The organism is Paraburkholderia sp. FW306-02-B (assembly GCF_058782725.1).
In genome coordinates this window covers 3,012,695-3,038,674 of sequence record NZ_JBYSXZ010000001.1, presented here as the reverse complement: position 1 = coordinate 3,038,674, position 25,980 = coordinate 3,012,695, and the positions used below count along the sequence as shown (strand labels likewise).

The window sequence follows — 25,980 nt, the reverse complement described above, 5'->3', positions numbered from 1 at the left end:
CGATTGGCAAAAATTCGAAGGACAAAAAGAGGGCAAAGACGAAGTGTCGATGGAATAGAGTCCACAGTTTTAGATTCAGGCGTCACGCATAGAGTGGATTCACGCGCGCCTCTGCGTGCCCATTGATACGCGTTACTGATGTGTTTTAGCAGAGACGGGTAGTTTCCTCCACTCATTCTCGGGAAAACGTCATGGCGCTTACTTTGAAACCTCTGCTAGAAGGAGAAACGCTCTCAAGCAATCTCAGTCGATATGCAGTTGAAGTTGGACTGCAAACGTTCTACCCTATATTTAGGCTGATTTTTGGAAAAAGCTGCTCATTGAGTGACAAAATCCTGCCTAGAGGAGTCGGGCTTCTATGTGAGGCTGCCAAGGATTATTGGCGTATAGCGCCAATCGATTGTTTGAGGTGTCATACTCCGTTCAACTACTATCTATTGTTCGCAGAGAAGCATGTGCGCGATGCAGAGGCTGAACGCATGTTGGCTCCGCCTGGCACAGTGAGGCGGGCCCTGAAGGCGAACCAATTGCGCCGCGAGGAAAAATCAGGCGTGCGCTATTGCGACGAGTGTGTTTCTGCTTGCCGGCAAGCAGGTGTCGAACCGTATTTTCAAGTCATCCATCAACTGCCTGGCGTGTATGTGTGCCCCGAACACGCTCTTCCGTTAAGGGTCTCTCCCTTGGCGGATGACTTTGACCTCTCCACTAAACCGGTGACCTGCGCAGCGCTCGCCTCGCCCAATGACGCGCCTGTCATGAACGGCGTTGCGGCGCTTGAGCTTCAGGCAATAAGGGACGTTGCAAGGCGCAGCGCGCACGGACAGTTGACGGGGGGCGAAATGTTCAAAGGCTTCCCGTACCATGAAGTGTTGAAGCAGGCAGGATTCGTCTCGAAAGCCGGGCATATCAAGAAACTAGCCTTGGCATCGGGCTGTGTTGAGTATTTCGGAGAGGCCTATTGCAGCAAGACTGGTCTGGACTTTGACTATCTGGAGACTGCGTTTTGGGGTACCGGGCAAATCGAAAAAGGGTGTCCCTTCAAGTATCTGGCGGTCCAGTCGTTTCTTGCTTACCGCATATCTCAGCCAGGTATCTTTGTTCCTAGCATTGGAGTCGCAGGGCAGAGACGGAGCCAGGGAGCGGTTGATGAACCTCCGCTGCGCTCAAGAAGTCATGCCAAGGAGGTAACCTATGCAGAGGAACCCGAAAGAATCGCGGCCCTCATTCCTTGCGCCGGTGCGTTCCATCACCGGCATGACGAATATGAGCAAATGAAGCGTTCAGCCGACGGAGTCAAGATTTTACTGACCTGCTCGTGCGGCATGTCGACGAGCTGCCAAACCTATGAGAACGGTGAGACCAAAGTAGAAATTGTGCGATATGGCGAAAGGTACAGGCGGGCGTTCCGTGAACTCATATCCAGCGGTATTTCGGCAACCGCGGCGGTGCGCCAGCTAGGAATGAACCCACGCATGGGTTGGATGTGGAAGAACTTGCGCCCAACGCGTGAGGACTCAGAGAGAGTCTCTGTTTTAGAACGGGATTCACTCCGTGCGAGTTGGCGCGCCAGTCTGAGTGCGGCACCGGCCGGAAGTAAGCTGAAAAGCGCGATTGGTGCCAATGGGCGTGTGTATCGAACATTGCAAATGCATGACAACGTCTGGCTTCAGCAGCTCAACAGGCGTTACGACTGGCGTTATTCGAAGAGAGCAAGCTTGGCCCCATCGTATGTCGTTCAGCTGGATGCGGCTTGTGCTGTGCTCGATGCCTCGCCGCAGCCCGTTTGGAAGAACCGAAAGGCGATTTTGGCGGCCGCCGGTCTCACAAGATTTAGAGTCAAGCACGCTCCTGGCTGCCAGCAGCATCTGGACCGAATTGTTGAGCGTCGCTCAGATTACGTTGACCGTTTGCTCGAATTCTGGCTCCAGCGTTTGTCAGACCGACAACCTCTGTCCCTTCCCAAATTGTTGCGTCATTGCGGCCTCCAACACAAGTCGTTGACCGAAATGCAAAGGCGCAATGTCGAGCGGCGTTTGTCTTCATCTGCTCAGTCTCGCTCACCGGCCTGGCGCGGATAGTCTGACATCCACCAGGCTTGACGATTGAGGCAATCTATTAAATTGGTGCGGCGCACAATTATCGGTTGCGTCCCTTATAAATGAATTGACCTATGGCCCTTGAGGGGCGGGCTTGGAGCACACTTTGCGTGCGTAAGACGATGGCTCTGGGTGTCGTCCGGTGTCTTTAATGCAAACTTTAATCGGTCAGACGTTGCGTTCCCGGACGCTCGGAAGCGGCTGGCTGCGAGATTTGCGAGCACACTTTGTTGCCGGCGATTACGTCCTTCGGTATCTGGCGGCGTATATGGCCGCGCGGCAGCGGCGGAAATCGTGTCGTTTCGCGCCGGCGGGGGCACGCGTGAGGTTGCGGGCAACGCGATAGCGCTGCCGCTACGCATCGGGCGCTTCAGCGCGCCAGCAGCGCGACGGTCGTAATCCCGAGCACGGTCATCACCAGCGACGCCCCCACGTGAATCACGATCTCGCCGGCGGCCCAGCCGAGCCGTCCGTCCTGCAAGCGCTGCACGACTTCCGCGGAAAAGGTCGAGAAGGTCGACAGGCCGCCCATCAGGCCGGTAATGACGAAGAGCCGCCATTCCGGCGCGATCTGTGGCGCCCGCGCGAAACCCGCGACGGCGACGCCGATGATGTAGCCGGCAATCACGTTGGCGGCGAAGGTGCCGAGCGGCAAGCCGGCAAATATGCCGTTCAGACGGATGCCGAGGAACCAGCGGAACAGCGAGCCGAGCGCGCCGCCGATGCCGACCGCAAGAATGGACAGATACATATCGATAAGACCTGGCAGCAGTGTCGAATGGTCGTCGGAGCGGGTAGTGCGCGCCGGCCGCCGCTTCCGCGCGGCCAGCGGGGGCGAAGCGGGGCGTGGTCACCCCGCTGCCGGTGCCTTGCCGGCCTCGAAGCAGTCGAGAAGCAGTCGAGGCACAGGCGACGAAGCCGCTCCGGCGCGCAAGTCTATCATCGGCACGGCGCCCGCTGCAGGGACCGCGCGCCGGGTCGCGGAGGCGATATCGATAATCAGCCGACGCTTTCGCGCTCCGGGGTCGCCGAAATCTTGTGGATCGACAGATCCGCGCCGTTGTATTCGTCTTCCTGGTCGAGCCGCAGGCCCACCGTCAGGCGAATCGCGCCGTACACGAGCGTGCCGCCGAGCGACGCGACCGCGATGCCGCCCAGCGTGCCGATCAGTTGCGCGCCGAACGACACGCCGCCCAGCCCGCCGAGCGCGTGCAAGCCGAAGATGCCCGCCGCCAGCCCGCCCCACGCGCCGCACAGGCCGTGCAGCGGCCACACGCCGAGCACGTCGTCGACGCGCCAGCGGTTCTGCACGCAGGTGAACATGTAGACGAACAGCACGCCGGCGATGCCGCCGGTCACCAGCGCGCCGAGCGGATGCATCACATCGGAGCCGGCGCATACCGCGACCAGCCCGGCGAGCGGCCCGTTGTACGTGAAGCCGGGGTCGTTGCGGCCCGCGAGCCACGCCGTCAGCGTGCCGCCGACCATCGCCATCAGCGAATTGACCGCGACCAGACCGCTGATCTTGTCGATGGTCTGCGCGCTCATCACGTTGAAACCGAACCAGCCGACCGCCAGCACCCATGCGCCCAGCGCCAGGAACGGGATATTCGACGGCGGATGCGCGGCGATGCCGCCGTCGCGGTGATAGCGGCCGTGGCGCGCGCCGAGCAGCAGCACGGCCGGCAACGCGACCCAGCCGCCGAACGCATGCACCACCACGGAGCCCGCGAAGTCGTGAAACGGCACGCCGAACAATTGGGTAAGCCACGTCTGGATGCCGAAGCGGCCGTTCCACGCGATCCCTTCGAAGAACGGGTAGATGAAGCCGACCAGCACGAAGGTCGCGAATAGTTGTGGGTTGAATTTCGAGCGCTCGGCGATGCCGCCCGAAACGATCGCCGGAATCGCCGCGGCGAAGGTCAGCAGGAAAAAGAAGCGCACCAGCGCATAGCCGTTGTGCGCGGCCAGCGACTCGGCGCCGCCGAAAAACTGCACGCCGTAGGCGATGGTGTAGCCGATGAAGAAATACGCGATCGTCGAGACCGAGAAGTCCACCAGAATCTTGACCAGCGCGTTGACCTGGTTCTTTTTGCGTACCGTACCGAGTTCGAGAAACGCGAAGCCCGCATGCATGGCGAGCACCATTGCGGCGCCCAACAACAGGAAGAGGGTATCGGTGCCGGTTTTCAAACTTTCCATCGATGTGTCCCGTTTATGCCAAAAAAGCGGGCAGTGAATGCAAGAAGCGGGCCAAACTTGTGCCTGAAGCGTCGATTCGGTGCAAAACTGCACCGGAATGCGCTTTGTTGTGGCTGCTACACTGTGCTGCCGGCTGCACGGTAAGCGCCTTTAATCACAAATTAAGCACAATAAAAGTGCATATCGGTATCGTGGTGGTCAGAATGATCCAAGTTTGGGCAATTTATTCGATTTGATTTACGTTTTAATTCAAATTCCTGAAGGCGAGAATGCTCATTTTCGGAGCACGGTCTCCACCATTACTTGAAGAACCGCCGTCACGCCGCGCTCTGCCTTTGTCTTCGCGTTAAAACGCCGACATAATGTGCCGTCCCCGCGCATCAGCTGCCGGGCCACCGAACTCCAATGCGCACGCATGAGACTGACCACCAAAGGCTTGCTGCTGATCGCGATTCCGGCCCTCTTCGAACTGGCGCTCCTGTCCGGACTGGTCAAGGCGCAGGCGGATGCGACGCAAGCGGAGCAATGGGCCGTCCATAGCGAAGAAGTGCTGCGCCAGACCACCGCGATTCTCGAACCGGTGCTCGACGAATCGGTGCGTCTGCGTGGTGCGGTGCTCGTCGGCGATATCCGCTTCGCCACACCTGTCACGCTGTGGATGGACGTCGACCGGCGCATCGATCAACTGGCCGAACTGGTTGCCGACAACCCGGCGCAAGTCGAGCGCGTGGTTCAGCTGCGCCAGGCTGTACAGGCGTATCGCCAGTGGTCGGATCGCATGCAGGACATGCTGCGTTCGGGGCGGCGGCGCGATGTCGTCGAGCGGTTCCGCGATCTCGCGGCGGCCGACGTGCTCGATCGTTTCCGCCAGCAGGTTGTGGCGTTCCAGACCGAAGAGCGGCGCCTCGACACGGAGCGCTCGAATGCCGCCGACGCCGCGCGCGAACGGCAGCAGATACTGGTGGTCGCCGCGGTGTTCGGCTCCTTGCTGTTTGTCGCGCTCGCGGTCTGGCTCTTTACGCGCGGCGTGCGCGGCCGTCTCGCGCTGCTGTCCGACAACGCCGGGCGCCTTGCGGGAAATGAGCCGCTCGCGCCGCTCGGCCCAGGCACCGACGAGATTGCCCGGCTCGATCTGACCTTGCACGAAACCAGCCGGCGTCTACTCGAAGCCGAGCGCTTCCAGGCGCGCTTCCAGTCCGATCTCACGCGCCGCACCGGTGAGCTCGCGCGCATCAACGAGACCTTGCGGCAGCAGACCCAGGAAAACGAAATGTTCATTTACAGCGTGTCGCACGATCTGCGCGCGCCGCTAGTGAATCTGCAGGGATTTTCTAAAGAACTGATTCGCGCCTGCGACGAGTTGCGCGCGGCGGTGCGCGAGTCGTCGCTCACGGCCGAGACCCGGCAGCGCATCGAACGGGTGGTCGACGAGGATATCGGCGAAGCGCTGCACTACTTGCAGACGGCCGTGCTGCGCGCATCGCACATCATCGACGCGCTGCTGCGGCTCTCGCGCGTCGGCCGCGTCGAGTACCGGCAGCAGAAGGTCGAGGTGCGTGACATCGTGCCCCGTGTGGTCGATGCGATGCAGGCGTCGATCCGGGCGCGCCGCGCCCGCGTCATCGTCGATGAATTGCCGGCGGTGTGGGGCGACCCGACCGCGCTCGAACAGGTGTTCGCGAATCTGGTCGGCAATGCGGTCAATTATCTGGACCCGTCGCGCGAAGGCCGCATCGAGATCGGCACGACGCCGGCGCCGCCGGGCGTGCACTCGCTACGGATTTTCTATGTGCGGGACAACGGTCTGGGCATTCCGGCCGTCGCGTTGCCGCGGCTATTTAACGCGTTTCAGCGGCTGCACGGCAATGTGGCAGCGGGCGAGGGGATCGGCCTCGCGCTGGTTCGGCGCGTGGTGGAGCGGCACGGCGGGCGCGTGTGGGCGGAGTCGAAAGAAGCTCAGGGGACGACCTTTTATCTGTCATTGCCCGAGGCCGAGGCGCGGGCGGCGCACCTGGCTGCCGAGGCGGCGCAGGCCACGCTCGAAGCGGGTGGTCTTGACGAAGTTCGCGATGCGCGGGAGATGCGTGATGGTCGCGGTGGGCGTGATCCAAGTGGTGGCGGCAGCGCCGCTGCGCCCACCGCCAATGCGGCGCAGAGCGTCAGCACGCGGTAAACAGGAGGCGCGGTTTGAGCAGCTTGCTCGCGCGAATCGACCAGTAGCAGCTGCAGCCGATGAGGATAACGACACCCGTGAGCGCCTCCAGCGGCGCGGGGCGCAAGCCGGGCAGGCCGTCGAGCGCGAACAGGCCGTGCGCGAGGATTAGCAGCGCCGCCCACAGCGAGCACGCGGCTTGCACCAGCAGACGCGTGCCGGCAAGACGGCGCGCGCGGTTTTCCAGCGACCAGTTGGCCGGCGTGCGCGTACAGAAAAAAGCAATTGCCATCAGCGTGACGGCGAGGATAACGATCCAATCAGTCAGTTCCATCGAAACAGGCTCCCAAGTCAACTGGCGACTATAGGAGAGCCTTCCGCTGCAAACTATCGGACTAATCTCAAATGCTGATGGGATTGGCGAGCGCACGTTGTCGCGAGGACAAGGCGCCCGCCGTGGTATCAGAGTTCGATGCGGGTGCCGAGCAGCACGAGGAATTGACGCAGCCACTCGGGATGAGCGGGCCACGCGGGCGCGGTGACGAAATTGGCGTCGGTGATTGCGGCGTCGATCGGAATGTCGGCGTATTCGCCGCCGGCCAGCTTCACTTCGGGCGCGCAGGCCGGGTAGGCGGAAATGCGCTTGCCGCGGATCACGTCGGCGGCGGCCAGCAGCTGTGCGGCATGACAGATCGCCGCGATCGGCTTGCCCGCTTCGGCGAATTGCCGCACGAGTTCGATCACTTTATGGTTGAGCCGCAAATACTCCGGCGCGCGGCCGCCGGCGATCGCTAGCGCGTCGTACTGGCGGGCATCGGCGTCGTCGAAGGACGCGTTGAGCGTGAATTGATGACCCGGCTTTTCGGTGTAGGTCTGGTCGCCTTCAAAATCATGGATCGCGGTCTTGATGCGATCGCCTGCCTTCTTGTTCGGACACACCGCGTCGACGACATGGCCGACTGCCTGCAGCGCCTGAAACGGCACCATCGTTTCGTAATCCTCGGCGAAGTCGCCGGTCAGGAACAGGATCTTCTTTGCTGCCATCGTATGCCTCCAATTGATCGACGGAATACATTGAACGCGTATTTACGTTCAGGCAGTCTACTCCAACGCGTTTGACAGAACCGCGACGGATCACGCGGCGGCTAGTGCGACGGCTCTTGCATTTGACCTGTCGAATGGCGCAAGCCTTCGCCACGAGGCGCTTGCGCGGGCTTTCGGGTGCTCGCCGGGGAGACCGTGCAGCGCAACGGCGTATCATGGGCGCGTTTTCGCATGCAGAAGCCGCTTGACGCGGCTCATACTCAAACATGATTTCATCGATTCGTTCGCCGTTGCTGCGTCGTGCCGCTTTTGTCGTTCTCGCGTTGAGCGGCCTGGCTGCTTGTCAGAAGAATGATGCGTCGGCAGGGCAGGTCGCCGGCAAGCTCAACGACGTCGCGCAAGCCGCCGGTCAGAAGCTCGATCAGGCGGCCAGCTATGTCGGCCAGCAAGTCGACGCGACCAGCTCCGTCGCCCAGCAGAACCTCGACTCGGCCTCCGCGCCGTCGATCAAGATCGATCCGGCGTCGCTCGCTTCAAGCGCGCAAGCCAATCTGCAAGGCGCGGCGAGCGCGGCCAACGCGCAGCTTGGCAAGGCTGCTTCGCTGACCGGTCAGGGGCTGGAGACGGCAGGGCGCAAGCTGCAGGAATGGTCGGCGCAGAATACGGCGGCGTCGGCGAACGCTTCGACTTCTTCGTCGGCTTCGAGCGATTCCAGCGATGCGCAAAAGCAGATGGATAAGTAATGCGCCGGCGAGCCCGCTCGAGGGTTTGAGGACGGTTTGACAAGCGGATTAAATGTAATTACTATGGTTACACATTGTCGTTGGCGGGCAGGTTTGCTGTGAATACGAGTAGCCGGTTTGCGTTTGCGGTGCACGTGCTCGCGCTGCTGTCGTTGCAGGAAGGCGTGCCGTTATCGTCGGAGATGATCGCGGGCAGCGTGAATACGAATCCCGCGCTGATCCGGCGGCTGTTGACCATGCTGGCCGAAGCGGGTCTCACCAGCTCGCAACTCGGCGCGGGTGGCGGCGCGCTGCTGGCTCGGGCGCCGGAGGACATCACCTTGCTCGAGGTGTACCGCGCGGTGGACGACGCGCAATTGTTCGCGCTGCATCGCGAGGAGCCGAATCCGGCGTGCATGGTCGGGCGTAATATTCAGGTTGTGCTGCGCGACATCATCGACGAAGCACAGCAGGCAATGGAGACATCGCTTGCCGGACGCACGCTTGCCGATGCCACCGCAGACGTAGTGCGTGCCGAACGGGCGCGCGAGCACAAGCGGCGCCCGCACGGGTGACGCGACAAGGAAGCTGTACGGGAGGGCGCGTGTCGAGTAGTCAAGACACGCGCGCCTGATAACGGACGGGGCCGGGGCCCCTCTTTTTTCCACGCTATATGTAATTAACGCGGTTACATATAAGCTAATGACAGGAGCATCGAAATGAGCAAACAGTTGAGAATCGCATTGTTTGGCGCCACCGGTATGATTGGTTCGCGGATCGCCGCGGAAGCCGCCCGGCGCGGCCATCAGGTGACGGCGCTGGCGCGCAATCCGGCACGCGTGCCCACCGACGTGGCGAATCTGCATGCTGCCAAGGCGGATCTGCTCGACGCCGCCAGCGTCGGCGCCGCGGTGCGCGGTCACGATGTGGTGGCCAGCGCCTACGCGCCGCCGCATGGCGATGTTGCGGCACTGACGAAAGCGACCCACGCGCTCGTCGAAGGCACGCGCGCCGCCGGCCTGAAGCGCCTTGTGGTGGTGGGCGGCGCGGGTTCGCTTGAAGTGGCGCCGGGCAAGCAACTGGTCGATACGGACAGTTTTCCCGAAGCCTACAAGGCGGTCGCGCTCGCGCACCGCGACGCGTTCAACTACTACCGCAGCGTGGCCGACCTCGACTGGACTTTCTTAGCCCCCGCCGCGCTGATCGCTCCGGGCGAGCGCACCGGCAAGTTCCGCACCGGCACGAACACGTTGCTGGCCGACGCCGAAGGCAACAGCCGCATTTCCGCGGAAGACTACGCGATCGCCTTCGTCGATGAACTGGAACAGGGACGTTTCATTCGTCAGATCGCGACGGTGGCTTATTGAGCATAGCGGGAGCGCCATCACGCATGCGCCCTGCATGCGCGTGGTAACAGGCGTGCCGTGGATGTGAGAACCAGCCCGGCCTCACATTCCGGGCACGCGCAAGCGTCCTAACATTCGGTTACGCATGTTCGGTCGCTAGCGGTGCAACTGCGGCTACACTGGCGTCTCCCGTTTTCTTACGGATCGCCATGCAGTCATGTCCATTGCGGCGTGAGTCCGGGGCTGCGCCGTTCAACGGCGGGCAGCCGGCGACTCGCGCCGCCTTTCAATTTCCTTTTAGTCATGCCCAAGGCGGCGCTCGCCGCAGCGTTCGCGCGCGCGTGGCGGCGTGGCTCGGCGCGTGGTCGGCCATTGTCTGCCTCGCGCTGCTGCTATGCCTGGGATGGATGCCCGCCAACGCGCAGGCCGCCGGTAGCACCCCGGTCATTCCGGCGTTGCAGAGCCTGATCAATAGCGCGACGGCGACGCCCGCAGCGGCCTCCGGCGCCTCGGCGGCAGAGGCGGCCTCCGCGCCGTCGCCCGCCAGCCAGGCGGAACTGGCACGCTCGCTCGACAGCGTGATCGCCACGCTCGACAACGACCGTCAGCGCACCGCGCTCGTCGCGCAACTCAAGAAGCTGCGGGACGTGTCGCAGAACGTCGCACCGCCGGCGCCCGCGCAACCGAGTCCCGGCTTGCTGGGCGCGATTGCGTCGGGCATCGCGTCGTTCGAATCCGGCGTGCATCAGGGCCGCTCGCCCGTGCACTACTGGGCCGGACGCTTCAATGCGGCCGGCAACGAGCTGTATACGATCATTTCGGGCCAGGGGCAGGAGCGCCTCGGCCACATCGTGTTGTCGATGTTCGCGATGCTGGCCGGCTGGGGCGCCTGCGCCGGCGCCCTGATCTATCTGCAACATCGTTTGTACCGGCGCTTCGGCATCATCATGGGACTCAACCCGAATCCCACCACGCGCGAGTTGCTGATTTTCGCGCTGCGCCGCGTGGGGCCCTGGATCGTCGCGTTTCTCGCGGCGCTCCTGTTCGTGCACGCGATGCCCGATGCGCTTGGCCGCACGCTAGGCATGGTAGTCGCCTATGCGATCGTCGCGGGCGCGGTGTTTTCGGCGATCTGTCTGATCATGTTTTCGCTGTTCGGCTCGGGGCATCGGCGGGTCGCGGTGCATCTGCTGATCGATCACGCGCGGCGCTTGCTGTTCGTGGTCGGCGTGTGTGGCGCGCTCGGCGATGCGGCCGTGAATTACGACGTCGCGCATCAACTCGGATCGAACCTTGCCGCCCTGATTTCGACCGTGGCCAACATGACGGCCGCCGTGCTGACCGCGTATTTCGCGGTGGCGTTCCGCCGCCCGGTCGCGCATCTGATCCGCAACCGGGCCTACGAGCAGCGCAACGATCATAAGGCCGCGACCGACGCGTTCGACGTGCTCGCGTCACTATGGCACGTGCCGGTGCTGGTACTCGCGACGGCCTCGGTGGTTGCCACGCTCGGCGGCTCGGGCACCAGCGAAAACGTGCTGCAGATTTCTCTGGTGACCGCGCTGTTGCTGGTGCTGGCCTTTTTCCTGTCGGCCATCGTGCTGCGCATGACGCGCCCGCGCAGTCCGCGTGCACGCCGCCGCTCGCCGTATCTGACGCGCTTGCTGCGCTTTTCCGGCACGTTGCTGACGCTCTTCATCTGGCTGTTTTTCTTCGAACTGGCGGCGCGTTTGTGGGGTTTGTCGCTCGCGGCGGTGGTCGAGAAAAACGTCGCGGCGCGCGGCATTGCGCACGCTGTGACGGCGATCATCGCGACGGTGTTCATAGCGTGGCTGTTGTGGATTCTGGTCGACACGGCGATTACTGAAGCGCTCAACCCGGGCAGCCTGCGCAACAAGTCGCGTAATCCGAGCATGCGCGCGCGCACGATGTTGCCGCTGGTGCGCAACGTGCTGCTGGTGTCGATCATGACGATCGCCGGGATCGTCACCGCGGCCAACCTCGGCATCAACGTGACGCCGCTGCTGGCCGGCGCGGGCGTGATCGGTCTGGCGATCGGTTTCGGCGCGCAGTCGCTCGTGACCGACCTGATCACGGGCCTCTTCATCATCCTCGAAGACACGATTTCAGTCGGCGACTGGATCGACGTCGACGGTGGCCACGCGGGCACCGTCGAGCATCTGTCGATCCGTACCGTGCGGCTGCGCGACGGGCAGGGCGCGATTCACGCGATCCCGTTCTCGCAGATCAAGATCGTGAAGAACCTGTCGCGCGATTTCGCCTATGCGGTGTTCGAAGTGCGGATGGGCTTCTCGACCGACGTCGATCAGATCACGCAACTGATCCGTGAAGTCGGCGCCGATCTGATGGCCGACTTCCGTTACCGGCGCGAAATGCTCGGGCCGATCGAGGTGTGGGGACTGGACCGTTTCGATCCGAACTGGATGGTCGTGAAAGGGCAGATCAAGACGCGGCCGTTGCAGCAATGGAGCGTGGCGCGGGCCTTCAATTTGCGGCTCAAACGCAAGATGGACGAAGCCGGCATTGAGATTCCGGTGCCGCAGATGCGTGTGTACACATCGTCGAAGGATAACGAAGGGCAAGCGCTGCCGGACGACGACCTTCCCGGGTCCGGCGCGCATGGCCACGCGCAGGCGCATGCTGATACGGCCTCATCGGTACGGGCCGCTCATGCGGTTGCCGCGGTGGTGCGCGATGTCTCGCACGAACCGCGTCCTGCGCCGCCGCCGACTGGACAGACTGCGCCGATCCCGCCTCAAATACCCACGGCAGGCGAACCAGGCGGCAAAAGCTGATTGGATGACGAGCGGGTCGGCCAAGGCTAGGGCCTCGGCCCGCCATCGCCATGCGAAATGAGCGCGCCTAGGCGAGCGCTGGCGCTTCGGCCGCACGCACCACGTCGTTGACATGCGTGGCGATCTGCGTGCCCGGGACCCCGTAGATATGCAGTGAGACAGCGGGCTCGCTGCTGCAATTGCCCAGCCGATGAATGCCGCCGCGGCCGCCGCGCACGAACGACACGGCGCCGCTGTTGCGCGCTTGCGTACGCGTGGGGCTCGCGCAGTGCTGCGCGCCGTTCCATTCGAATACCGTTTCGCTCAGCGTGCCGTCCAGCACCGCATAGCCGCACCACGTGTGATGCCCATGCACGGGGCTCGCCTGATGTGGCAGCCAGACCAGTGCGGCAATTGCATAGCGGCCCTGCGGATCGGCGGCTAACAGATGACGCCGATAGTTTTCGGCCGAACCTTCGCGTTGCGCAGGCGTGAGCAGCGCGGGATTCGCCGCGGCGTCCGCGAGCGCGACGCGCATGGCGCGGGCGAAAAAGGCGGAGTCCGACGGCTCGGGAAATTTCGCGCAGGCTTCGAAGATCGCGTCGAGCGCGTCGCACAGGTGCGCGACCGGCGCGCTTCGTTGCGCGCGTGATGACGCTTCATTCGGCTCGGCAAGCTGCGCGCCGCTGACGGATGGGCAGTCGAAAGGTGTCGGACGGAGGACTTGGTTCATGATGGCTGTGCAGCGGGCGGCTGCTTTTTCGATATTTTTGGATAGCTACATTTATACCTGTTTGTCTGGAGAAAGAGTTTCCATATAATTCCCCTCAGATTCTTAAAAGTAGAATAATTTTCTATGAGGGTGAATTGATGGGAATGGATATCATCGATCGGAAGCTGCTCGAACTGCTGCAGGAAGACGCGACCCTGCCGATCGCCGAGTTGGCGCAACGCGTGAACCTGTCGCAAACGCCTTGCTGGAAGCGGCTGCAACGTCTGAAGGAGGCGGGCGTGATTCGCGCGCAGGTGGCGCTGTGCGACGCGCGCAAGCTCGGTGTGGGCACGACCGTATTTGTCGCGGTGCGGACCAACCAGCACACCGAGGCGTGGGCGCAGACTTTCACGCGTGCGGTGCAGGAGATTCCGGAAGTCGTCGAGGTATACCGGATGAGCGGTGAAACCGATTACCTGCTGCGCGTGGTGGTGTCCGATATCGACGACTACGATCGCGTCTACAAGCAGTTGATCGCCGCCGTGCCGCTGTACGACGTGAGCTCGAGTTTCGCCATGGAGCAGATCAAGTATTCGACGGCGCTGCCGGTGCGGCCGTCGGCCGTTGTGGACGGGCGCTAGCGGTGAGTTTCGGCGAGTTGCGGCGAGTTGCGGCAGTCTCGGCGCCTGGCTGCTGCAACGAGCAAGGCAAGACGGCGAATCTGCCCGCAACGCCATGCGAGCCTGTCCAATTGCAAGCCGTGTGCAAGCTCAGTGGGCGTAGAATGCCGCCTTTCCAGACATAACCGCGACTGCCTCGCGAACCGAGCCCGCCTCATGAACAATCCGCCGCGCAAGAAGAACCCGACCTTCGGCATTGCTACCTTTATTGTGGTCGCGGTGCTGCTGGTGATCGCCACGCTCTTCTATAACGCCATCACGGAAAAGCGCGATTTCGACCGCCAGAATGCTCCGGCGGCGTCGAGCGCATCGGACGCGGTGGCAGCGACAGCGGCGAGCGGCGCTTCGCAATAAAGCGCGCGAGGGCGGCGCATTGCGCCGCGGCTTGCTTCGCCGTGGCCTTCGAGAAGTCTCACTCTTCCGGCAGGCGAATCACGCTCGCATCCTTGCGAATCAGTGCCGACGCCGCGAGCATCTGCTTGCATTGATGCGCAAGCAATTTGATGTCATGCACGGCGTCCGCCGAATAGTCCGGCGATTTCTCTGCCTCGACCACCATCGCATCCAGTTCGCGCGTCAACTGTTTGATCTGCTCGCCCTGATCGGCGGGCGGCGCGTTGCCGGCCTCGGCTTCGGTCAGATTGTCGCGGACTATGCTCAGCGCGCGTTGCAGCGGTTGTAGCGAGACGCCCTCTGGGTGTTGCGCAGAGGTGCGCAGCAAGGGCGCCGCCACCGTGATCTGCGACGCCAGCACGTGGCTGCGCACCAGCAGGCCGTTCAGTTCCGGCACGAACTTCTGCGCCGACTTGGGCTCCAGCATCATGCGCTGGAACGCCTGGCCGAGATTGGCAAACGCGACATGGACGTTCTTGCGCGCGAGCCGGTAGCGATAGTCGCGATCGAGCGCAGTAGCGGCGGCTGCGGCGGCAGCAGACGTCGCGGTAGCTGGTTTGACTGTGGCGTTGCTGACGGTCGTGGTGCCTGGGTTCGTACCCGCACCGGTGCCAGCACCCACGCCCGCAACCGCCAGCGTCGGCGTGCCGAACCCGATTGCCGGGTCCGCCATCGCCGCGACCGGCGCGCGCGCGCCGGCTTCGGTCACGGTCGCTGCAACCGCGGCGGCCGGTTTGCCGCTCCACCACCAGCTCGCTTCCAGATACTGCCGGGTCGCGTTGATCATGTTGTTGACGAGCTTGCCCATCAACCGGTATTCCCAGTACGGGAACAGATGGCTTGCCGCAATCGCGATCGCGCAGCCCACCACCGTATCGATCGCCCGTTCGCCGATGATGCGCATGCTGCCCGGCGCGAGCAGATGGAACAGCAACAGCACATACGACGACGTGAACACCACGCTCGCCGTGTAGTTGAACAGCAGCAGGCTGTAGCTCATCACCATCGACGCGAACATCACCACCAGTAGAACGGCTGGCTCCTTGACGAACACCATCAGCGCAATGCTGACCGCGCAGCCGATCAGCGTGCCGATGATCCGCTGCCCGTTGCGCTGCTTGGTCAGCGAATAGCCGGGCTTCAGAATGATGACGGTGGTCATCACGATCCAGTAGGCGTTGGTGAGCGGCAGCAGACGGCCGAGCCAGAAGCCGACCGCGACGGCAATCGTCACACGCAACGCGTGACGGAAACTCGGCGAGGCCATCGTCAGATTCGAGAAGATCTGCCCGAACGGCACGCGGCGGCTCGACACGAAGCGCGTGAGCGCCTGGTCGAGGCGCAGTTCGGTTTCGGTGACGCGCGCGTCGCTCGACAGACTCTTGCGCATCTTGTCGATCAGCCGTGTCGCGCTCCAGATGCGCCGGAACGTGGCCGACACTGCCGAATAAGCCTCGGGGTTCTTGGCCGGCAGATCCTGCTTGCGCATCAACTCGATCTCGAACTCGATGGCGCGCAATTCGGCTTTCACATTGACGCGCGTACGCGGCGCCTGGTTTTGCAGCACCGCGAGCCCGATCTCTTCGAGATCGGCGGCGGCTTTGCGAACCAGATCGCGATAGAACACCAGCAGATCGGAGCCGCCGAACGTGTTGCGCACCAGCGGGTAATCGGTATGCGTGCCGACAAACAGTTCGTGCAGATCGACGGTGTTGATGAACAGATTGAACAGCATCGCGCGGCGCGGTTCGAGCCGGCCGGTTTTCAGCTTCGGCAGGTTGCGTAGCACGATGTCGCGCGCGGCATCCTGGCGATCGACCGCGGCAATCTGCTTGTCGACCAGATTGCGATAGCACTCGTCCAGATCGTTATCGAGATCGTAGAACGCGGCGCGTGCGAGCAGATAGTCGGCGCACGCGAACACGCTTTCGGCAAGCGCCTGCTGTTCGATGCGATGCATCATCCAGCGGCTCACCAAGGTCGACCAGTAGGTGTACCAGAGACCGCCCACCAGAATCCACGACGCATTGACGAGCGCCTGCATCGGCGTGAAATGCTCCTCGAGCGTCATGATCATCATGAAGAGCGTCGCGAAGCTGATCTGCGGCCAGCGGTTGCCGTACACGACGATCAAGGACAGCACGAAGGTCAACGGTACGACCGTGCACCACAGCGCCACCGAGTTGACCGTGGCGAGGCCGGTGGCGAGCGCGGCCAGGAAGCCGATTACGCTGCACGCGAGCATTTCGTTGTGCTTGTACTTGAGCGGTCCCGGCATATCGACCACGCACGCGCCGAGCGCGCCGGTCGCAATCGTGAAGCCGAGCTCCCGATCGTGAAACACGATCAGGCACAGTACAGCCGGTAACGAGACGCCGACTGCGATGCGCAGGCCGCCATAAAAGTACTGGCTATAGAGGAATTTTTTTATCTCGACCGAATAGCGCATCGACTGCCTGGATTCCATGCACAGAGAAAGCAGCGGTTGAAGGGACAGACCCAAACTGCCGTCGAGTCTAACTGATTTTGCAGGCGATCTGACCTCGTCCGCCTGCCCAGGTTCTGCCCCGGTAGCGCGTTTGTTATGCTGTCGCTTCAATGTCTGCCGTGACGCGCGTGTTCCGCTTGCGCCGCACGCTTCCCCGGAATCCATGCTCCAACTCTTCTACTCGAACCGCTACGAAACCCTTGTCGGCGCGCTGCTCGACGACCTGGCGCAAGCGCCGTCCGATCCTTGGGCCGCGCAGCCTGTCATCGTGCCGAGCGCGGCGGTGCGGCGCCGGCTCGAACTCGATATCGCGGCTCGCCAGGGTATCTGCGCAAATGTAAATTTTGGTTACCTCGCGCAATGGCTGTGGACGCAGATCGGCGGCGTGATCGAGGTGCCGAAGCATTCGCCGTTCGCGCCGGACCGGCTCGTATGGCGCTGCTACCGGTTGCTGGGGGAGGCGGATGAAGCGCTGCCGTGGAATGCATCGCCGCGTCTGCGCACGTATCTCGATGCGGCCGATGCGTCGATGCGCTACGAACTGGCGCGGCGCGTGGCCACCGTGCTCGACCACTATCTGACTTATCGCCCGGAATGGCTGCTGCAATGGCAGAAGGGCGGTTCGATCTTCGCAAGCGGCGCAGCGGACGACAACGGCCCGCGTCTGGCCGGCGCAAGCGAAGCGGCACGTGAAGACGAGCGCTGGCAAGCCGCCCTCTGGCGCGCGGCGCTCGCCGAAGTCGCGGGCGGCGCGCAAACGCCCGCGGCCGCTTTACCGCCCGCTTACCGTTTCCTCGACGAAATCCGCACGCTCGATCTTGAAGCGATCTCGAACGCGCAATGGCCCGAAGCGGTTAGCGTATTTGCATTGCCGACCATGCCGCCGCTGCACGTCGCGTTGCTGCGTGAGCTGTCGCGCTGGGTCGATGTGCGTCTGTACGTGATGAACCCGTGCCGCGAGTTCTGGTTCGATGTCGTTAGTGCGGGGCGCGTCGAAGCGCTCGACGCGGCGTGCCAGCTCGACTATCAGGAAGTCGGCCATCCGTTGCTGGCAGAGTGGGGCCGCCAGACTCAGGCGCAACTGCACATGCTGCACGAGTTGACGGAGAGCGCCGCATCCGGCGAGACCGGCGACTTCACCGGGAATCCCGCACCAAGCTGGCTGGCCGCCGTGCAGAACGGCATTCTCGATCTGCGAGCGGAAACGGACACCGACGCGTTGCCGATCGAGCGCGGCATTGAAGTGCATGTGTGCCACAGCCTGTCGCGGCAGCTGGAAGTGCTGCATGACCGACTGCTCGGCTGGTTCGATGAGTTCGACGACCTGCAGCCGTCCGACGTGCTGGTTGCCGTGTCCGATCTCGCGGCCGCCGGTCCGTTGATCGACGCGGTGTTCGGCACCGCGCCCCTTGGCGATATCCGCCGCATCCCGTATCGGATTACCGGCTTGCCGCCTTCGCAGGCCAATCCGGTCGCGCGTTTGCTACTCGACTGGCTAGCGCTGCCGGAGCGCAGCGTCGGTGCGCCCGATCTGATCGAATGGCTGCGCGTGGACGCGATCGCCGCGCGCTACGGAATCGATGCCGGTGCGCTCGAAGCCGCGCAGGAATGGCTCGCGGCAGCCGGCGCGCGGCGTGGGCTTGCGCCGGTCGAGCCGGTCGGCGAACACGTGCCGGTCGCGCGTCATACTTTCGCCGACGCCTTGACACGTTTGTACCTCGGCTACGCGATGCCCGACGGCGGCGAGCCGGTCGACGCATGGCTGCCGGTTGAGGGCGCCGACGGCTCGGACGCCGAATTGCTCGGCCGCCTGTCGCGTTTCGTCGACGATATCGACACCTTCGCGCAACGCTGCGCCGTCGAACAAACGCCGGCCGAATGGACGCAATTGCTGCTCGCAACGCTCGCGCAGTGTTTCGACGGCAGCGTCGCGTTCGCCGACTCGCTGGCTGCCGTGCGCGACGCGATCGACAAGATGGGTGACGCCATGCGCGCCGGCGCGCAAGACGTGGCGCTGCCTGCCGCCGTGGTGCGCGGCGCGCTCACCGAAGCGCTCGACGACCCGGCGCGCGGCGGCGTGCCGTGGGGCAGCGTGACGTTTTCGTCGCTGACCAGTTTGCGTGGCTTGCCGTATCGCATTGTCTGCCTGCTCGGCATGGACGACGGCGTGCTGCCGAGCCTCGCGCGCGCCGACGAGTTCGACCTGATGGCCGCATTCGGCAAGGCCGGCGACCGGCAACGCCGCGACGACGAGCGCAACCTGTTCCTCGATCTTTTGCTGGCCGCGCGCGATCGTCTGTTCATCGCCTATACAGGCCGCAGCATCCGCGACAACGCACCGTTGCCGCCGGCCGCGCTGGTCGACGAATTGCTCGACCATCTCGCGCAAGTGTCGGCGGGCGAGGATGCGAGCCCTGCGGAGATCGACGCCGCGCGCCGTGCGTTTATCGTCGATCATCCATTGCAGGCATTCGCATCGGACTATTTTTCGGCGCAGCGCGGGTTGTTCACCTACGATACCGATCGCGCGGAACTGGCCAGCTTGCTGGCCGCGCCGCAACATCCTCCGGCCGCGCCGTTCTTCGATCGGCCGTTGCCGGCCGAAGACGCCGCTCCGGTTGACTTCGACGAATTCGTGCGCTTCTGGCGTCATCCGGCGCGTGCGTTGCTGCGCGACCGGTTGGGTATCGTGTTGTCGGATGCGCAGGGCGAACTGCTCGACACCGAACCGTTCGAACTCGACTATGCGGGCCGCGATGCATTGGCCGATCGTCTATTGCCTGTGTTGCTGGACAGCGATGCCGAAGACGACGCAATGTTCGAGCGCGTGCGCCGCGTCGCCGAAGCAAGTCCCGAGTTGCCGGGCGGGGCGACTGGCGCCGTATGGCGCGCGCGCGAACTGGGCGCGCTGCGCCAGCTCGCGGACAGCGTGCGCCGCGAAGTGGCCTCGGGTGTCGAGCGCTTGCCCTTCGTGCTCGATATCGCGCCGCGCTGGCCGGACAGCGCCGCTACCGAAGCGCTCTTCGGCGCTCACGACGCGGTGCTGCGCCAGGCGGCCGACACCCCGTTGCAACTGCACGGCACCTTGAATCTGCTGACCGAAACAGGACAAGTGATTTTCCGCTACGCCAAACCCACCGCGCGCGACTACCTATCTGCGTGGCTCGCGCATCTGGTCTATTGCGCGGCGCAACCGAATGGCTCGCGCCGCACTGTCTGGCACGGCAGCGGAGAAAGCTTCGAGCTCACGCCGGTCGCCGCGCCGCTCGACGAACTGGCGCCGCTTGCCGCTTTGTTCAGAGCGGGGCGCAGATTGCCGTTGCGCTTTTTCCCGAAGAGCGCCTGGGCCAAAGTCAGCGAGAGCGATTCCGCTGCCCAGGGCGCGTGGATCAATGACCGTGTGCGCGGCGAATCCGATGACCCGGCCTTGCGCATCGCGCTGCGCGGCACGCCGCTCACGCTCGACGAACCGTTCGGCAGTCTGGCGTCGATCGTCTTTAAACCGCTCGTGCAGCATCTGCGGAGCGCGTCATGAGCGTCGCGGTTCGGCATGACGCGCTGGTCGCCGGGGAGCTCGACGTCTTCGCCTGTTCGCTCGACGGTGTCAACCAGATCGAGGCGTCGGCCGGAACCGGCAAGACCTGGAACATCTGCGCGCTGTACGTGCGGCTCCTGCTCGAAAAGAACCTCAACGCCGATCAGATTCTCGTCGTCACCTTCACGAAGGCCGCGACCGCCGAATTGCACGAGCGGATTCGCGGCCGGCTCGCGGAATTGCACCGGGCCATCGAAACGGACGACGACGGCGGCGATCCATTCATCGAGCGTCTTTTCGAAACGACCTTGGCGCCGGAGCGTGGCATCGGGCGCGACGCCGCCTTGAAGGTGGTGCGCCGCGCGCTGCGCACCTTCGACCAGGCCGCGATTCACACGATCCACGCGTTCTGTCAGCGCGCGTTGCAGGAAGCGCCGTTTGCCGCCGCGATGCCGTTCGCGTTCGAGATGGAAGCCGACGACGCCGCATTGCGTTTCGACATGGCCGCGGATTTCTGGCGTGAGCAAGTGGAACCGGTGGCGCACGCGCATCCGGCGTTTGCTGCATGGCTGGTGCAGAGGCGCGCCGGCCCTGCGTCGCTCGACGAGCAACTTGCGCGGCGCCTGAAAAAGCCGCTCGCGCAATTGCGCTGGGGCAGTGTCGACGCGGGCGGAAACGCTGCCGATCCACAAGCGGGTTTCGACGCCGCCAGCGAGGTCTGGCACGCGCAGCGCGACGCGATCGTCAGTCTGCTGGCTGAGGCGCAAGACCGTTTGAGCAAGACCTCGCACAAGCCGGAACTCGTGAGTGCCGCGATCACGGCATGGACCGACTACTTCGCGCAAGGCGATTGCCATGCGCCTCCGCCGCGCGCCGCATTGAAGCTGACGGCTTCGGCGTTGAAGAAGGCCACCAAGGTCAAGTTCGAGCCGCCTGAGCACCCGTTCTTCGTGCATGCCGAGGAACTGGCGGCCGCGGTGGTCGCGGCCGAAGCCGCGCAACGCGCGCGCTGGCTCGCGCTGGTGCAGACCTGGCTCGACTACGCGCCCGCCGAACTGGTGGCGCGCAAGCGCACGCGCCGCGTCGTGTCGTTCGACGATCTGCTGTCCAATCTTTATCGCGCGCTGGCCGCGCATCCGTGGCTTGCCGACGCTTTGCGCACGCGCTATCCGGCGGCGCTGATCGACGAGTTTCAGGACACCGATCCGCTGCAGTTCGCGATCTTCAGCCGCATCTTCGCGCCTGCCGGGCCGCTGTTTCTGGTCGGCGATCCGAAGCAGGCGATCTACAGTTTTCGCGCAGCGGATTTGCATACTTATCTGGCGGCGCGCGCGGCGGCTTCAGCGTGCTACACGCTGGCCGTCAATCAGCGCTCGACCGCGCCGATCGTCGAGGCCTGCAATCGTCTGTTCGAAGCCAATCCCCAGGCATTCGTGCTCGACGGTCTCGACTATCAACCGGTGCGTGCCGGCGAGCGGCGCCGGCCGCCTTTGTCCGATCCCGATGCGAACGTGGGCGACTTCCGTATCTGGACCTTGTCACGAGGCGACGCTGCGTTGACCAAACGCGAAGCCCAGCGCGAAGCAAGCGAAGCATGCGCCGCCGAGATCGTGCGGCTCTTGCGTGGCGCACGTGAAGGCACGGTGACAATCGGCGAAGCACCGCTCGCGCCGGGCAATATCGCGGTGCTGGTGCAGACGCATAAGCAGGGCAGTTTGATCAAACGCGTGCTGGCGGCGTGGGGTGTCGGCAGTGTGGAACTGGCGCAGGCCTCGGTGTTCGCGACACTCGACGCCGAGCAGATCGAACGCGTGCTGGCCGCGGTCGATACGCCAGGCGATCTGCGCCGCTTGCGCGCCGCGCTCGCCACCGATTGGCTCGGCATGGACGCCGCCGCGCTCTGGCGTCTGGAGCAGGTCGCGGAGGCACCCGCGCCGGCCGACGATCCCGCGCACGCCGCCGATGCAATGGGCTGGGTCGAGCGTTTTTCGCGGTATCGCACGTTGTGGCATGAGCGCGGCTTCGCGCTGATGTGGCGCACGCTGATGCGCGAGTTGCGGGTCGCGCAACGGCTGGTGGCCGGACCGGACGGCGAGCGCCGTCTCACGAACGTGAACCATCTGGCCGAACTCGTGCAGGCGCGCGCCGCCACGCAACCGGGCATCGCGCCCACGTTGCGCTGGCTCGCCGCGCAGCGCACACAAGGTGGCGGCGAAGACGCGCAATTGCGGCTCGAGTCGGATCGCAACCTCGTGCAGATCGTCACCGTCCACAAATCGAAAGGGCTCGAATACGCGGTCGTATTCTGTCCGTTTCTGAACGACGGGGCGCTGCGCGATCCGCCGTCGTCGGGACTGCCCGACGCACGCGAGTATCACAACGAAACCGGCGACGCGGTGCTGCACTACGGCTGCGATGACGACGAAGCCGAGCGCGCGTCCCGTTACGCGGCGCGCGAGCAGGCGGCCGAGCGGGCACGGCTTGTCTATGTGGCGCTGACACGCGCGGTGTACCGCTGCTACCTGGTCGCCGGCACTTACCTCTCGTCACGCTCCAGCAAGGAATCGCGGCGCAGCGTGCTGAACTGGCTGGTGGGCGGCAGCGGCCACAGCTTCGACGACTGGCTCGCCGATCCGCCCGACGAAGCCGCCTTGTCCGCTCGATGGCAGGCGCTGGCGGGCGGCCCGATTGTGTTGCAAACCTTGCCCAAGGTCGAGCGCCGCGTGCCGTTGGAAAGCATGCAGGATAGTGGCGCGCGGATGCAGGCGCGGGTCAGTCGCCGGCCGTTGCGCGATCAGTGGCGCATGGCGAGCTTCAGTGGCCTGATCGCGGCCGGCAGCAAAGCCGAAGACATGCAGGCGCCGGCGGAAGAGGTGCGGCCCGACCACGACGAGATTGCCGACGTGCTCGCGCCTACGCCGCTGCCGGCGCCGCAAGCGCGGTCCTACGCGGCGGACGACATTCTCGCGTTTCCACGCGGCGCGGCGGCGGGCGACTGTCTGCACCGGATGTTCGAACTCGCGGATTTCACCGAGCCGCACACCTGGCCGGAGGCGATCAGGGGCGCGTTGCGCGAGCGCCCCGCGCCGGCGGTGCCGGAACTCGCGGCGCGCTTGCCCGCGATGATGCATAACCTGCTCACGGACGTGGTGACAACCGAACTGCTGCCCGGCATGGCGCTCGCGAAACTGAATCCGCGGCGGCGGCTGAACGAACTCGAGTTTCTGTTTTCGGCGCCGTCGCTCGACTTCCCCGTGTTGCGCGCGTTGCTGATCGAGCACGGGTATCCCGACGTCGCGCTGGAACCGGGCGTGTTGCGCGGTTTCGTCAAAGGATTTATCGACATGATCGTCGAGCACGAAGGACGTTTCTGGATCGTCGACTGGAAGTCGAACCATTTGGGCGACACCGCCGCTGACTACGCCGCGGCGCCGCTCGAAGCGGCCATGGCGAGCCACGCGTATCATTTGCAGGCGCTGCTTTATACGGTCGCGCTGCATCGTTATCTGAAAGCGCGGATGCGCGATTATGCGTACGACACGCACATCGGCGGCTATCTGTATCTGTTCGTGCGCGGTGTGCGTCCGGGCTGGCGCGACGCCGGCGGGCCAGCCGGCGTGCACCTGCGCCGGCCCGCGTTCGAACTGGTCGCGTTGCTCGACGCGGCGATGATCGGAGGTGCGGCATGAGCACGTTCGATCCGACGTCAGTCGCGCCGACGGCGCTCGACGATATCGAGGTGAATGCGCCTGCGCCGGCTGATTTCAGCACCGCGCTCGCCGAAGGATTTGCGCGCCGCATCGGCACGCTGGCGCGGCGCGGCGGCGCGTCGGCAGAGGCGGTGAAGTGGGCTGCGCGTGCGGCCTTCGCCGCGAGCCGGGCGACTGCCGAAGGACACGTTTGCGTGCCGCTTCCAGTGCTCGCGCGGCGCTTCGAGGCATCGAGCGCCGACGTGCGCGCGGCGCTGCTTGCAAGCGGGATGGCCAGCGACGGTTCGCCGAGCGCGGCGGCGCTGCGGCCCTTGGTGATCGACGGGCAAGGGCGGCTCTATCTCGCGCGCTATTACGATTACGAGCGGCGCCTCGCGCGCTCGCTGGTGGCGCATGCGGGGGAGGGTGCGAGTGTAGGGCAGACGGATACGCACGCGCGAAACGGCAAGCTTCGTGCTGACAACGCGGGAGCCAAAGCGAATGCGAGCGGCCGCGCTAACGCCGATGCCGATGCCAACGCAACCTCGCTGACGCTGCGCGAGCGCCTGCTGCGCTACTTCGGCCCGCCCCAGGACGACGCGATCGACTGGCAGCGTGTCGCCGCCGTGATGGCGCTGTCCGGGCGGCTCACGATCGTCAGCGGCGGTCCCGGCACCGGCAAGACCACTACCGTGGTCGGCGTGCTGGCCTGCCTGCTGGATGCACGCGCCGATCTGCGAATTGCGCTGGCTGCGCCCACGGGCAAGGCGGCCCAGCGGATGCAGGAAGCCTTGCTCGCGCGCGCCGGCGATTTGCCGCCGGCGCTCGCCGCGCGGTTGCCACAGACTTCGTACACCTTGCATCGGCTGCTCGGTTCCGCGCCGGGCGGGCGCTTCCGGCATCATCGCGACAATCCTCTGCCTTACGACGTCGTCGTGATCGACGAGGCGTCGATGATCGACGTCGCCATGGCGGCGCATCTGCTCGATGCCATCGCGCCGCAGACGCGTCTCGTGATGCTCGGCGACAAGGATCAGCTGGCGGCCGTCGAGGCCGGTGCGGTGTTCGCCGAACTCAGCGCACGGCCGGCTTTTACGCAAACAGGGCTGCAGCGGATCGCCGGCGCGCTGGGCATCGAAGCGGCGCGTCTGGCTCAGGCATTGCCGGGGGTCGCGAGCGGCTTCGATGCGGGATCTGGCGATCCGTTTGCAAGCGCCGCCGATCCCACAGCCGCGCCGGCATCGCCCGGGCAGAGCCCGCTTGCCGACAGCGTCGTCTGGCTCGAACGCAACTATCGATTCGGTCTCGAATCGCCGATCGGACGCTTATCGCTCGCGATCCGCAACGGCTCCGCCGAGGCGGCGCTCGACGCGCTGCGCATCGATCCTGCCGAACCCTGCGCCGCGGCGCTGCACGAAGACACCCACGCGACGCTGGCAGAGCGCACCGTCGCGCGTCTCGCAGCAGGCTTTGCGCCGTATGCCGACGCGCTTGCCGCAGCGCTCGCGGCCGGCACGCCGGATCCGTTGCCGCTCTTCGATGCGTTGAACCGATTTCGTATTTTGTGCGCGACCCGTTCGGGGCCGCGTGGCGTCGATCAGGTGAATGCATCGATGGCCGCGCAGGTGCGGCGCACGGCGGGCGTGACGCTGGCGGTCGGCGCGCAGTGGTTCGCCGGCCGGCCAGTGATGGTGACGCGCAACGACTACGCGCTCGGTCTGTTCAACGGCGACATCGGGATTGCGTTGCCAGGTGCCGGCGGCGCATTGCGAGTGTATTTCCGCACCGGCGACGGCGGTCTGCGCGCGGTGTCGCCGGCGGCGCTTCCGCCGCACGACACCGCCTTCGCATTGACTGTTCACAAATCGCAGGGCTCGGAGTTCGAACACGCGGTGCTGATGTTGCCGTCGGTGTTCAGCCGGGTGTTGTCGCGTGAACTCGTGTATACGGCGATTACCCGCGCGCGTGAACGGGTCGAAGTGATCGGCGCGCGCGCCGTGCTGGCGCAGGCCATCGCGACGCCCACTGAGCGTGACTCGGGGCTGGCCGCACGAATTGCCGAGGCGTGGCGCGGTGCGTAGGAATATGGTGCGGGCGGGGTTGACACGTGGCTCGCCGGAGTACCC

At 64.5% G+C, this 25,980-nt stretch carries 17 protein-coding genes; 11 read left to right on the top strand and 6 right to left on the bottom strand.

Annotated elements, in window-relative coordinates:
* The first annotated feature begins 191 nt into the window (after positions 1 to 191).
* Positions 192 to 2,078, top strand: coding sequence for a TniQ family protein (locus AC3WOG_RS13490; protein ID WP_492578468.1), 1,887 nt, complete (start codon positions 192 to 194; stop codon positions 2,076 to 2,078).
* A 388-nt stretch (positions 2,079 to 2,466) separates the two neighbouring features.
* Here AC3WOG_RS13490 and crcB read toward each other — a convergent pair whose 3' ends face one another.
* Both crcB and AC3WOG_RS13480 read right to left on the bottom strand, forming a co-directional pair.
* The gene (crcB, locus tag AC3WOG_RS13485; protein ID WP_492578467.1) at positions 2,467 to 2,847 is read right to left on the bottom strand and encodes a fluoride efflux transporter CrcB; all 381 of its coding nucleotides are present in this window, start codon (positions 2,845 to 2,847) and stop codon (positions 2,467 to 2,469) included.
* 248 nt (positions 2,848 to 3,095) lie between these two features.
* On the bottom strand, positions 3,096 to 4,298 hold the full coding sequence (locus AC3WOG_RS13480; RefSeq protein ID WP_492578466.1) for an ammonium transporter: 1,203 nt from the start codon (positions 4,296 to 4,298) through the stop codon (positions 3,096 to 3,098).
* 415 nt (positions 4,299 to 4,713) lie between these two features.
* On the opposite strand from AC3WOG_RS13480, the gene AC3WOG_RS13475 reads away from it, so the two are divergent.
* Positions 4,714 to 6,471, top strand: a complete 1,758-nt coding sequence (locus AC3WOG_RS13475; protein WP_492578465.1) for a sensor histidine kinase — start codon at positions 4,714 to 4,716, stop codon at positions 6,469 to 6,471.
* On the opposite strand, the gene AC3WOG_RS13470 is transcribed toward AC3WOG_RS13475, so the two are convergent.
* Positions 6,458 to 6,784, bottom strand: coding sequence for a hypothetical protein (locus AC3WOG_RS13470; RefSeq protein ID WP_492578464.1), 327 nt, complete (start codon positions 6,782 to 6,784; stop codon positions 6,458 to 6,460). The two genes, AC3WOG_RS13475 and AC3WOG_RS13470, sit on opposite strands and share 14 nt — an antisense overlap.
* A gap of 128 nt (positions 6,785 to 6,912) precedes the next feature.
* Complete coding sequence (locus AC3WOG_RS13465) at positions 6,913 to 7,494, bottom strand: DJ-1/PfpI family protein (RefSeq protein WP_492578463.1); 582 nt, start codon at positions 7,492 to 7,494, stop codon at positions 6,913 to 6,915.
* A gap of 266 nt (positions 7,495 to 7,760) precedes the next feature.
* Between AC3WOG_RS13465 and AC3WOG_RS13460 the strand changes: the two genes are divergently transcribed.
* The 4 genes from AC3WOG_RS13460 to AC3WOG_RS13445 all read left to right on the top strand — a co-directional run bounded on the left by AC3WOG_RS13460 (position 7,761) and on the right by AC3WOG_RS13445 (position 12,378).
* Positions 7,761 to 8,237, top strand: a complete 477-nt coding sequence (locus AC3WOG_RS13460; RefSeq protein ID WP_492578462.1) for a BCAL1086 family glycoprotein — start codon at positions 7,761 to 7,763, stop codon at positions 8,235 to 8,237.
* A 98-nt stretch (positions 8,238 to 8,335) separates the two neighbouring features.
* A complete protein-coding gene (locus tag AC3WOG_RS13455) occupies positions 8,336 to 8,791 on the top strand; it encodes an Rrf2 family transcriptional regulator (RefSeq protein ID WP_492578461.1) in 456 nt (151 codons plus the stop codon).
* Positions 8,792 to 8,935: 144 nt separating this feature from the next.
* Entirely contained in the window at positions 8,936 to 9,583 is a 648-nt protein-coding gene (locus tag AC3WOG_RS13450; protein WP_492578460.1) for an NAD(P)-dependent oxidoreductase, read from the top strand.
* Between the two features lie 188 nt (positions 9,584 to 9,771).
* Complete coding sequence (locus AC3WOG_RS13445; protein ID WP_492578459.1) at positions 9,772 to 12,378, top strand: mechanosensitive ion channel family protein; 2,607 nt, start codon at positions 9,772 to 9,774, stop codon at positions 12,376 to 12,378.
* A gap of 67 nt (positions 12,379 to 12,445) precedes the next feature.
* On the opposite strand, the gene AC3WOG_RS13440 is transcribed toward AC3WOG_RS13445, so the two are convergent.
* On the bottom strand, positions 12,446 to 13,090 hold the full coding sequence (locus AC3WOG_RS13440) for a cysteine dioxygenase family protein (protein WP_492578458.1): 645 nt from the start codon (positions 13,088 to 13,090) through the stop codon (positions 12,446 to 12,448).
* Between the two features lie 137 nt (positions 13,091 to 13,227).
* Here AC3WOG_RS13440 and AC3WOG_RS13435 point away from each other — a divergent pair, with 137 nt between their 5' ends.
* Both AC3WOG_RS13435 and AC3WOG_RS13430 read left to right on the top strand, forming a co-directional pair.
* On the top strand, positions 13,228 to 13,710 hold the full coding sequence (locus AC3WOG_RS13435) for an Lrp/AsnC family transcriptional regulator (RefSeq protein ID WP_492578457.1): 483 nt from the start codon (positions 13,228 to 13,230) through the stop codon (positions 13,708 to 13,710).
* Between the two features lie 195 nt (positions 13,711 to 13,905).
* Positions 13,906 to 14,103: a hypothetical protein gene (locus AC3WOG_RS13430; RefSeq protein ID WP_492578456.1), complete on the top strand. Its 198-nt coding sequence runs from the start codon at positions 13,906 to 13,908 to the stop codon at positions 14,101 to 14,103.
* 58 nt (positions 14,104 to 14,161) lie between these two features.
* On the opposite strand, the gene AC3WOG_RS13425 is transcribed toward AC3WOG_RS13430, so the two are convergent.
* Positions 14,162 to 16,591 (bottom strand): FUSC family protein, encoded by a 2,430-nt coding sequence (locus AC3WOG_RS13425; protein ID WP_492579791.1) that lies wholly within the window; start codon positions 16,589 to 16,591, stop codon positions 14,162 to 14,164.
* A 202-nt stretch (positions 16,592 to 16,793) separates the two neighbouring features.
* Here AC3WOG_RS13425 and recC point away from each other — a divergent pair, with 202 nt between their 5' ends.
* The 3 genes from recC to recD are packed head-to-tail and all read left to right on the top strand — an operon-like array spanning position 16,794 to position 25,935.
* Positions 16,794 to 20,165, top strand: a complete 3,372-nt coding sequence (gene recC, locus AC3WOG_RS13420; RefSeq protein ID WP_492578455.1) for an exodeoxyribonuclease V subunit gamma — start codon at positions 16,794 to 16,796, stop codon at positions 20,163 to 20,165.
* Positions 20,162 to 23,854 (top strand): exodeoxyribonuclease V subunit beta, encoded by a 3,693-nt coding sequence (gene recB, locus AC3WOG_RS13415; protein ID WP_492578454.1) that lies wholly within the window; start codon positions 20,162 to 20,164, stop codon positions 23,852 to 23,854. Before recC ends, recB begins: the two co-directional genes overlap by 4 nt.
* Positions 23,851 to 25,935, top strand: a complete 2,085-nt coding sequence (gene recD / locus AC3WOG_RS13410) for an exodeoxyribonuclease V subunit alpha (RefSeq protein ID WP_492578453.1) — start codon at positions 23,851 to 23,853, stop codon at positions 25,933 to 25,935. The genes recB and recD overlap by 4 nt, the downstream gene beginning before the upstream one ends.
* Positions 25,936 to 25,980: the final 45 nt, after the last annotated feature.

What these genes read in the sequence shown, in the direction of transcription:
- AC3WOG_RS13445 (WP_492578459.1), top strand. Translation starts at nt 9,772, where the DNA reads ATGCAGTCATGTCCATTGCGGCGTGAGTCCGGGGCTGCGCCGTTCAAC.
- AC3WOG_RS13425 (WP_492579791.1), bottom strand. Translation starts at nt 16,591, where the DNA reads ATGCGCTATTCGGTCGAGATAAAAAAATTCCTCTATAGCCAGTACTTT.
- AC3WOG_RS13435 (WP_492578457.1), top strand. Translation starts at nt 13,228, where the DNA reads ATGGGAATGGATATCATCGATCGGAAGCTGCTCGAACTGCTGCAGGAA.
- AC3WOG_RS13465 (WP_492578463.1), bottom strand. Translation starts at nt 7,494, where the DNA reads ATGGCAGCAAAGAAGATCCTGTTCCTGACCGGCGACTTCGCCGAGGAT.
- AC3WOG_RS13460 (WP_492578462.1), top strand. Translation starts at nt 7,761, where the DNA reads ATGATTTCATCGATTCGTTCGCCGTTGCTGCGTCGTGCCGCTTTTGTC.
- AC3WOG_RS13450 (WP_492578460.1), top strand. Translation starts at nt 8,936, where the DNA reads ATGAGCAAACAGTTGAGAATCGCATTGTTTGGCGCCACCGGTATGATT.
- crcB (WP_492578467.1), bottom strand. Translation starts at nt 2,847, where the DNA reads ATGTATCTGTCCATTCTTGCGGTCGGCATCGGCGGCGCGCTCGGCTCG.
- AC3WOG_RS13480 (WP_492578466.1), bottom strand. Translation starts at nt 4,298, where the DNA reads ATGGAAAGTTTGAAAACCGGCACCGATACCCTCTTCCTGTTGTTGGGC.
- recB (WP_492578454.1), top strand. Translation starts at nt 20,162, where the DNA reads ATGAGCGTCGCGGTTCGGCATGACGCGCTGGTCGCCGGGGAGCTCGAC.
- AC3WOG_RS13440 (WP_492578458.1), bottom strand. Translation starts at nt 13,090, where the DNA reads ATGAACCAAGTCCTCCGTCCGACACCTTTCGACTGCCCATCCGTCAGC.
- AC3WOG_RS13470 (WP_492578464.1), bottom strand. Translation starts at nt 6,784, where the DNA reads ATGGAACTGACTGATTGGATCGTTATCCTCGCCGTCACGCTGATGGCA.
- AC3WOG_RS13475 (WP_492578465.1), top strand. Translation starts at nt 4,714, where the DNA reads ATGAGACTGACCACCAAAGGCTTGCTGCTGATCGCGATTCCGGCCCTC.
- recD (WP_492578453.1), top strand. Translation starts at nt 23,851, where the DNA reads ATGAGCACGTTCGATCCGACGTCAGTCGCGCCGACGGCGCTCGACGAT.
- AC3WOG_RS13490 (WP_492578468.1), top strand. Translation starts at nt 192, where the DNA reads ATGGCGCTTACTTTGAAACCTCTGCTAGAAGGAGAAACGCTCTCAAGC.
- recC (WP_492578455.1), top strand. Translation starts at nt 16,794, where the DNA reads ATGCTCCAACTCTTCTACTCGAACCGCTACGAAACCCTTGTCGGCGCG.
- AC3WOG_RS13430 (WP_492578456.1), top strand. Translation starts at nt 13,906, where the DNA reads ATGAACAATCCGCCGCGCAAGAAGAACCCGACCTTCGGCATTGCTACC.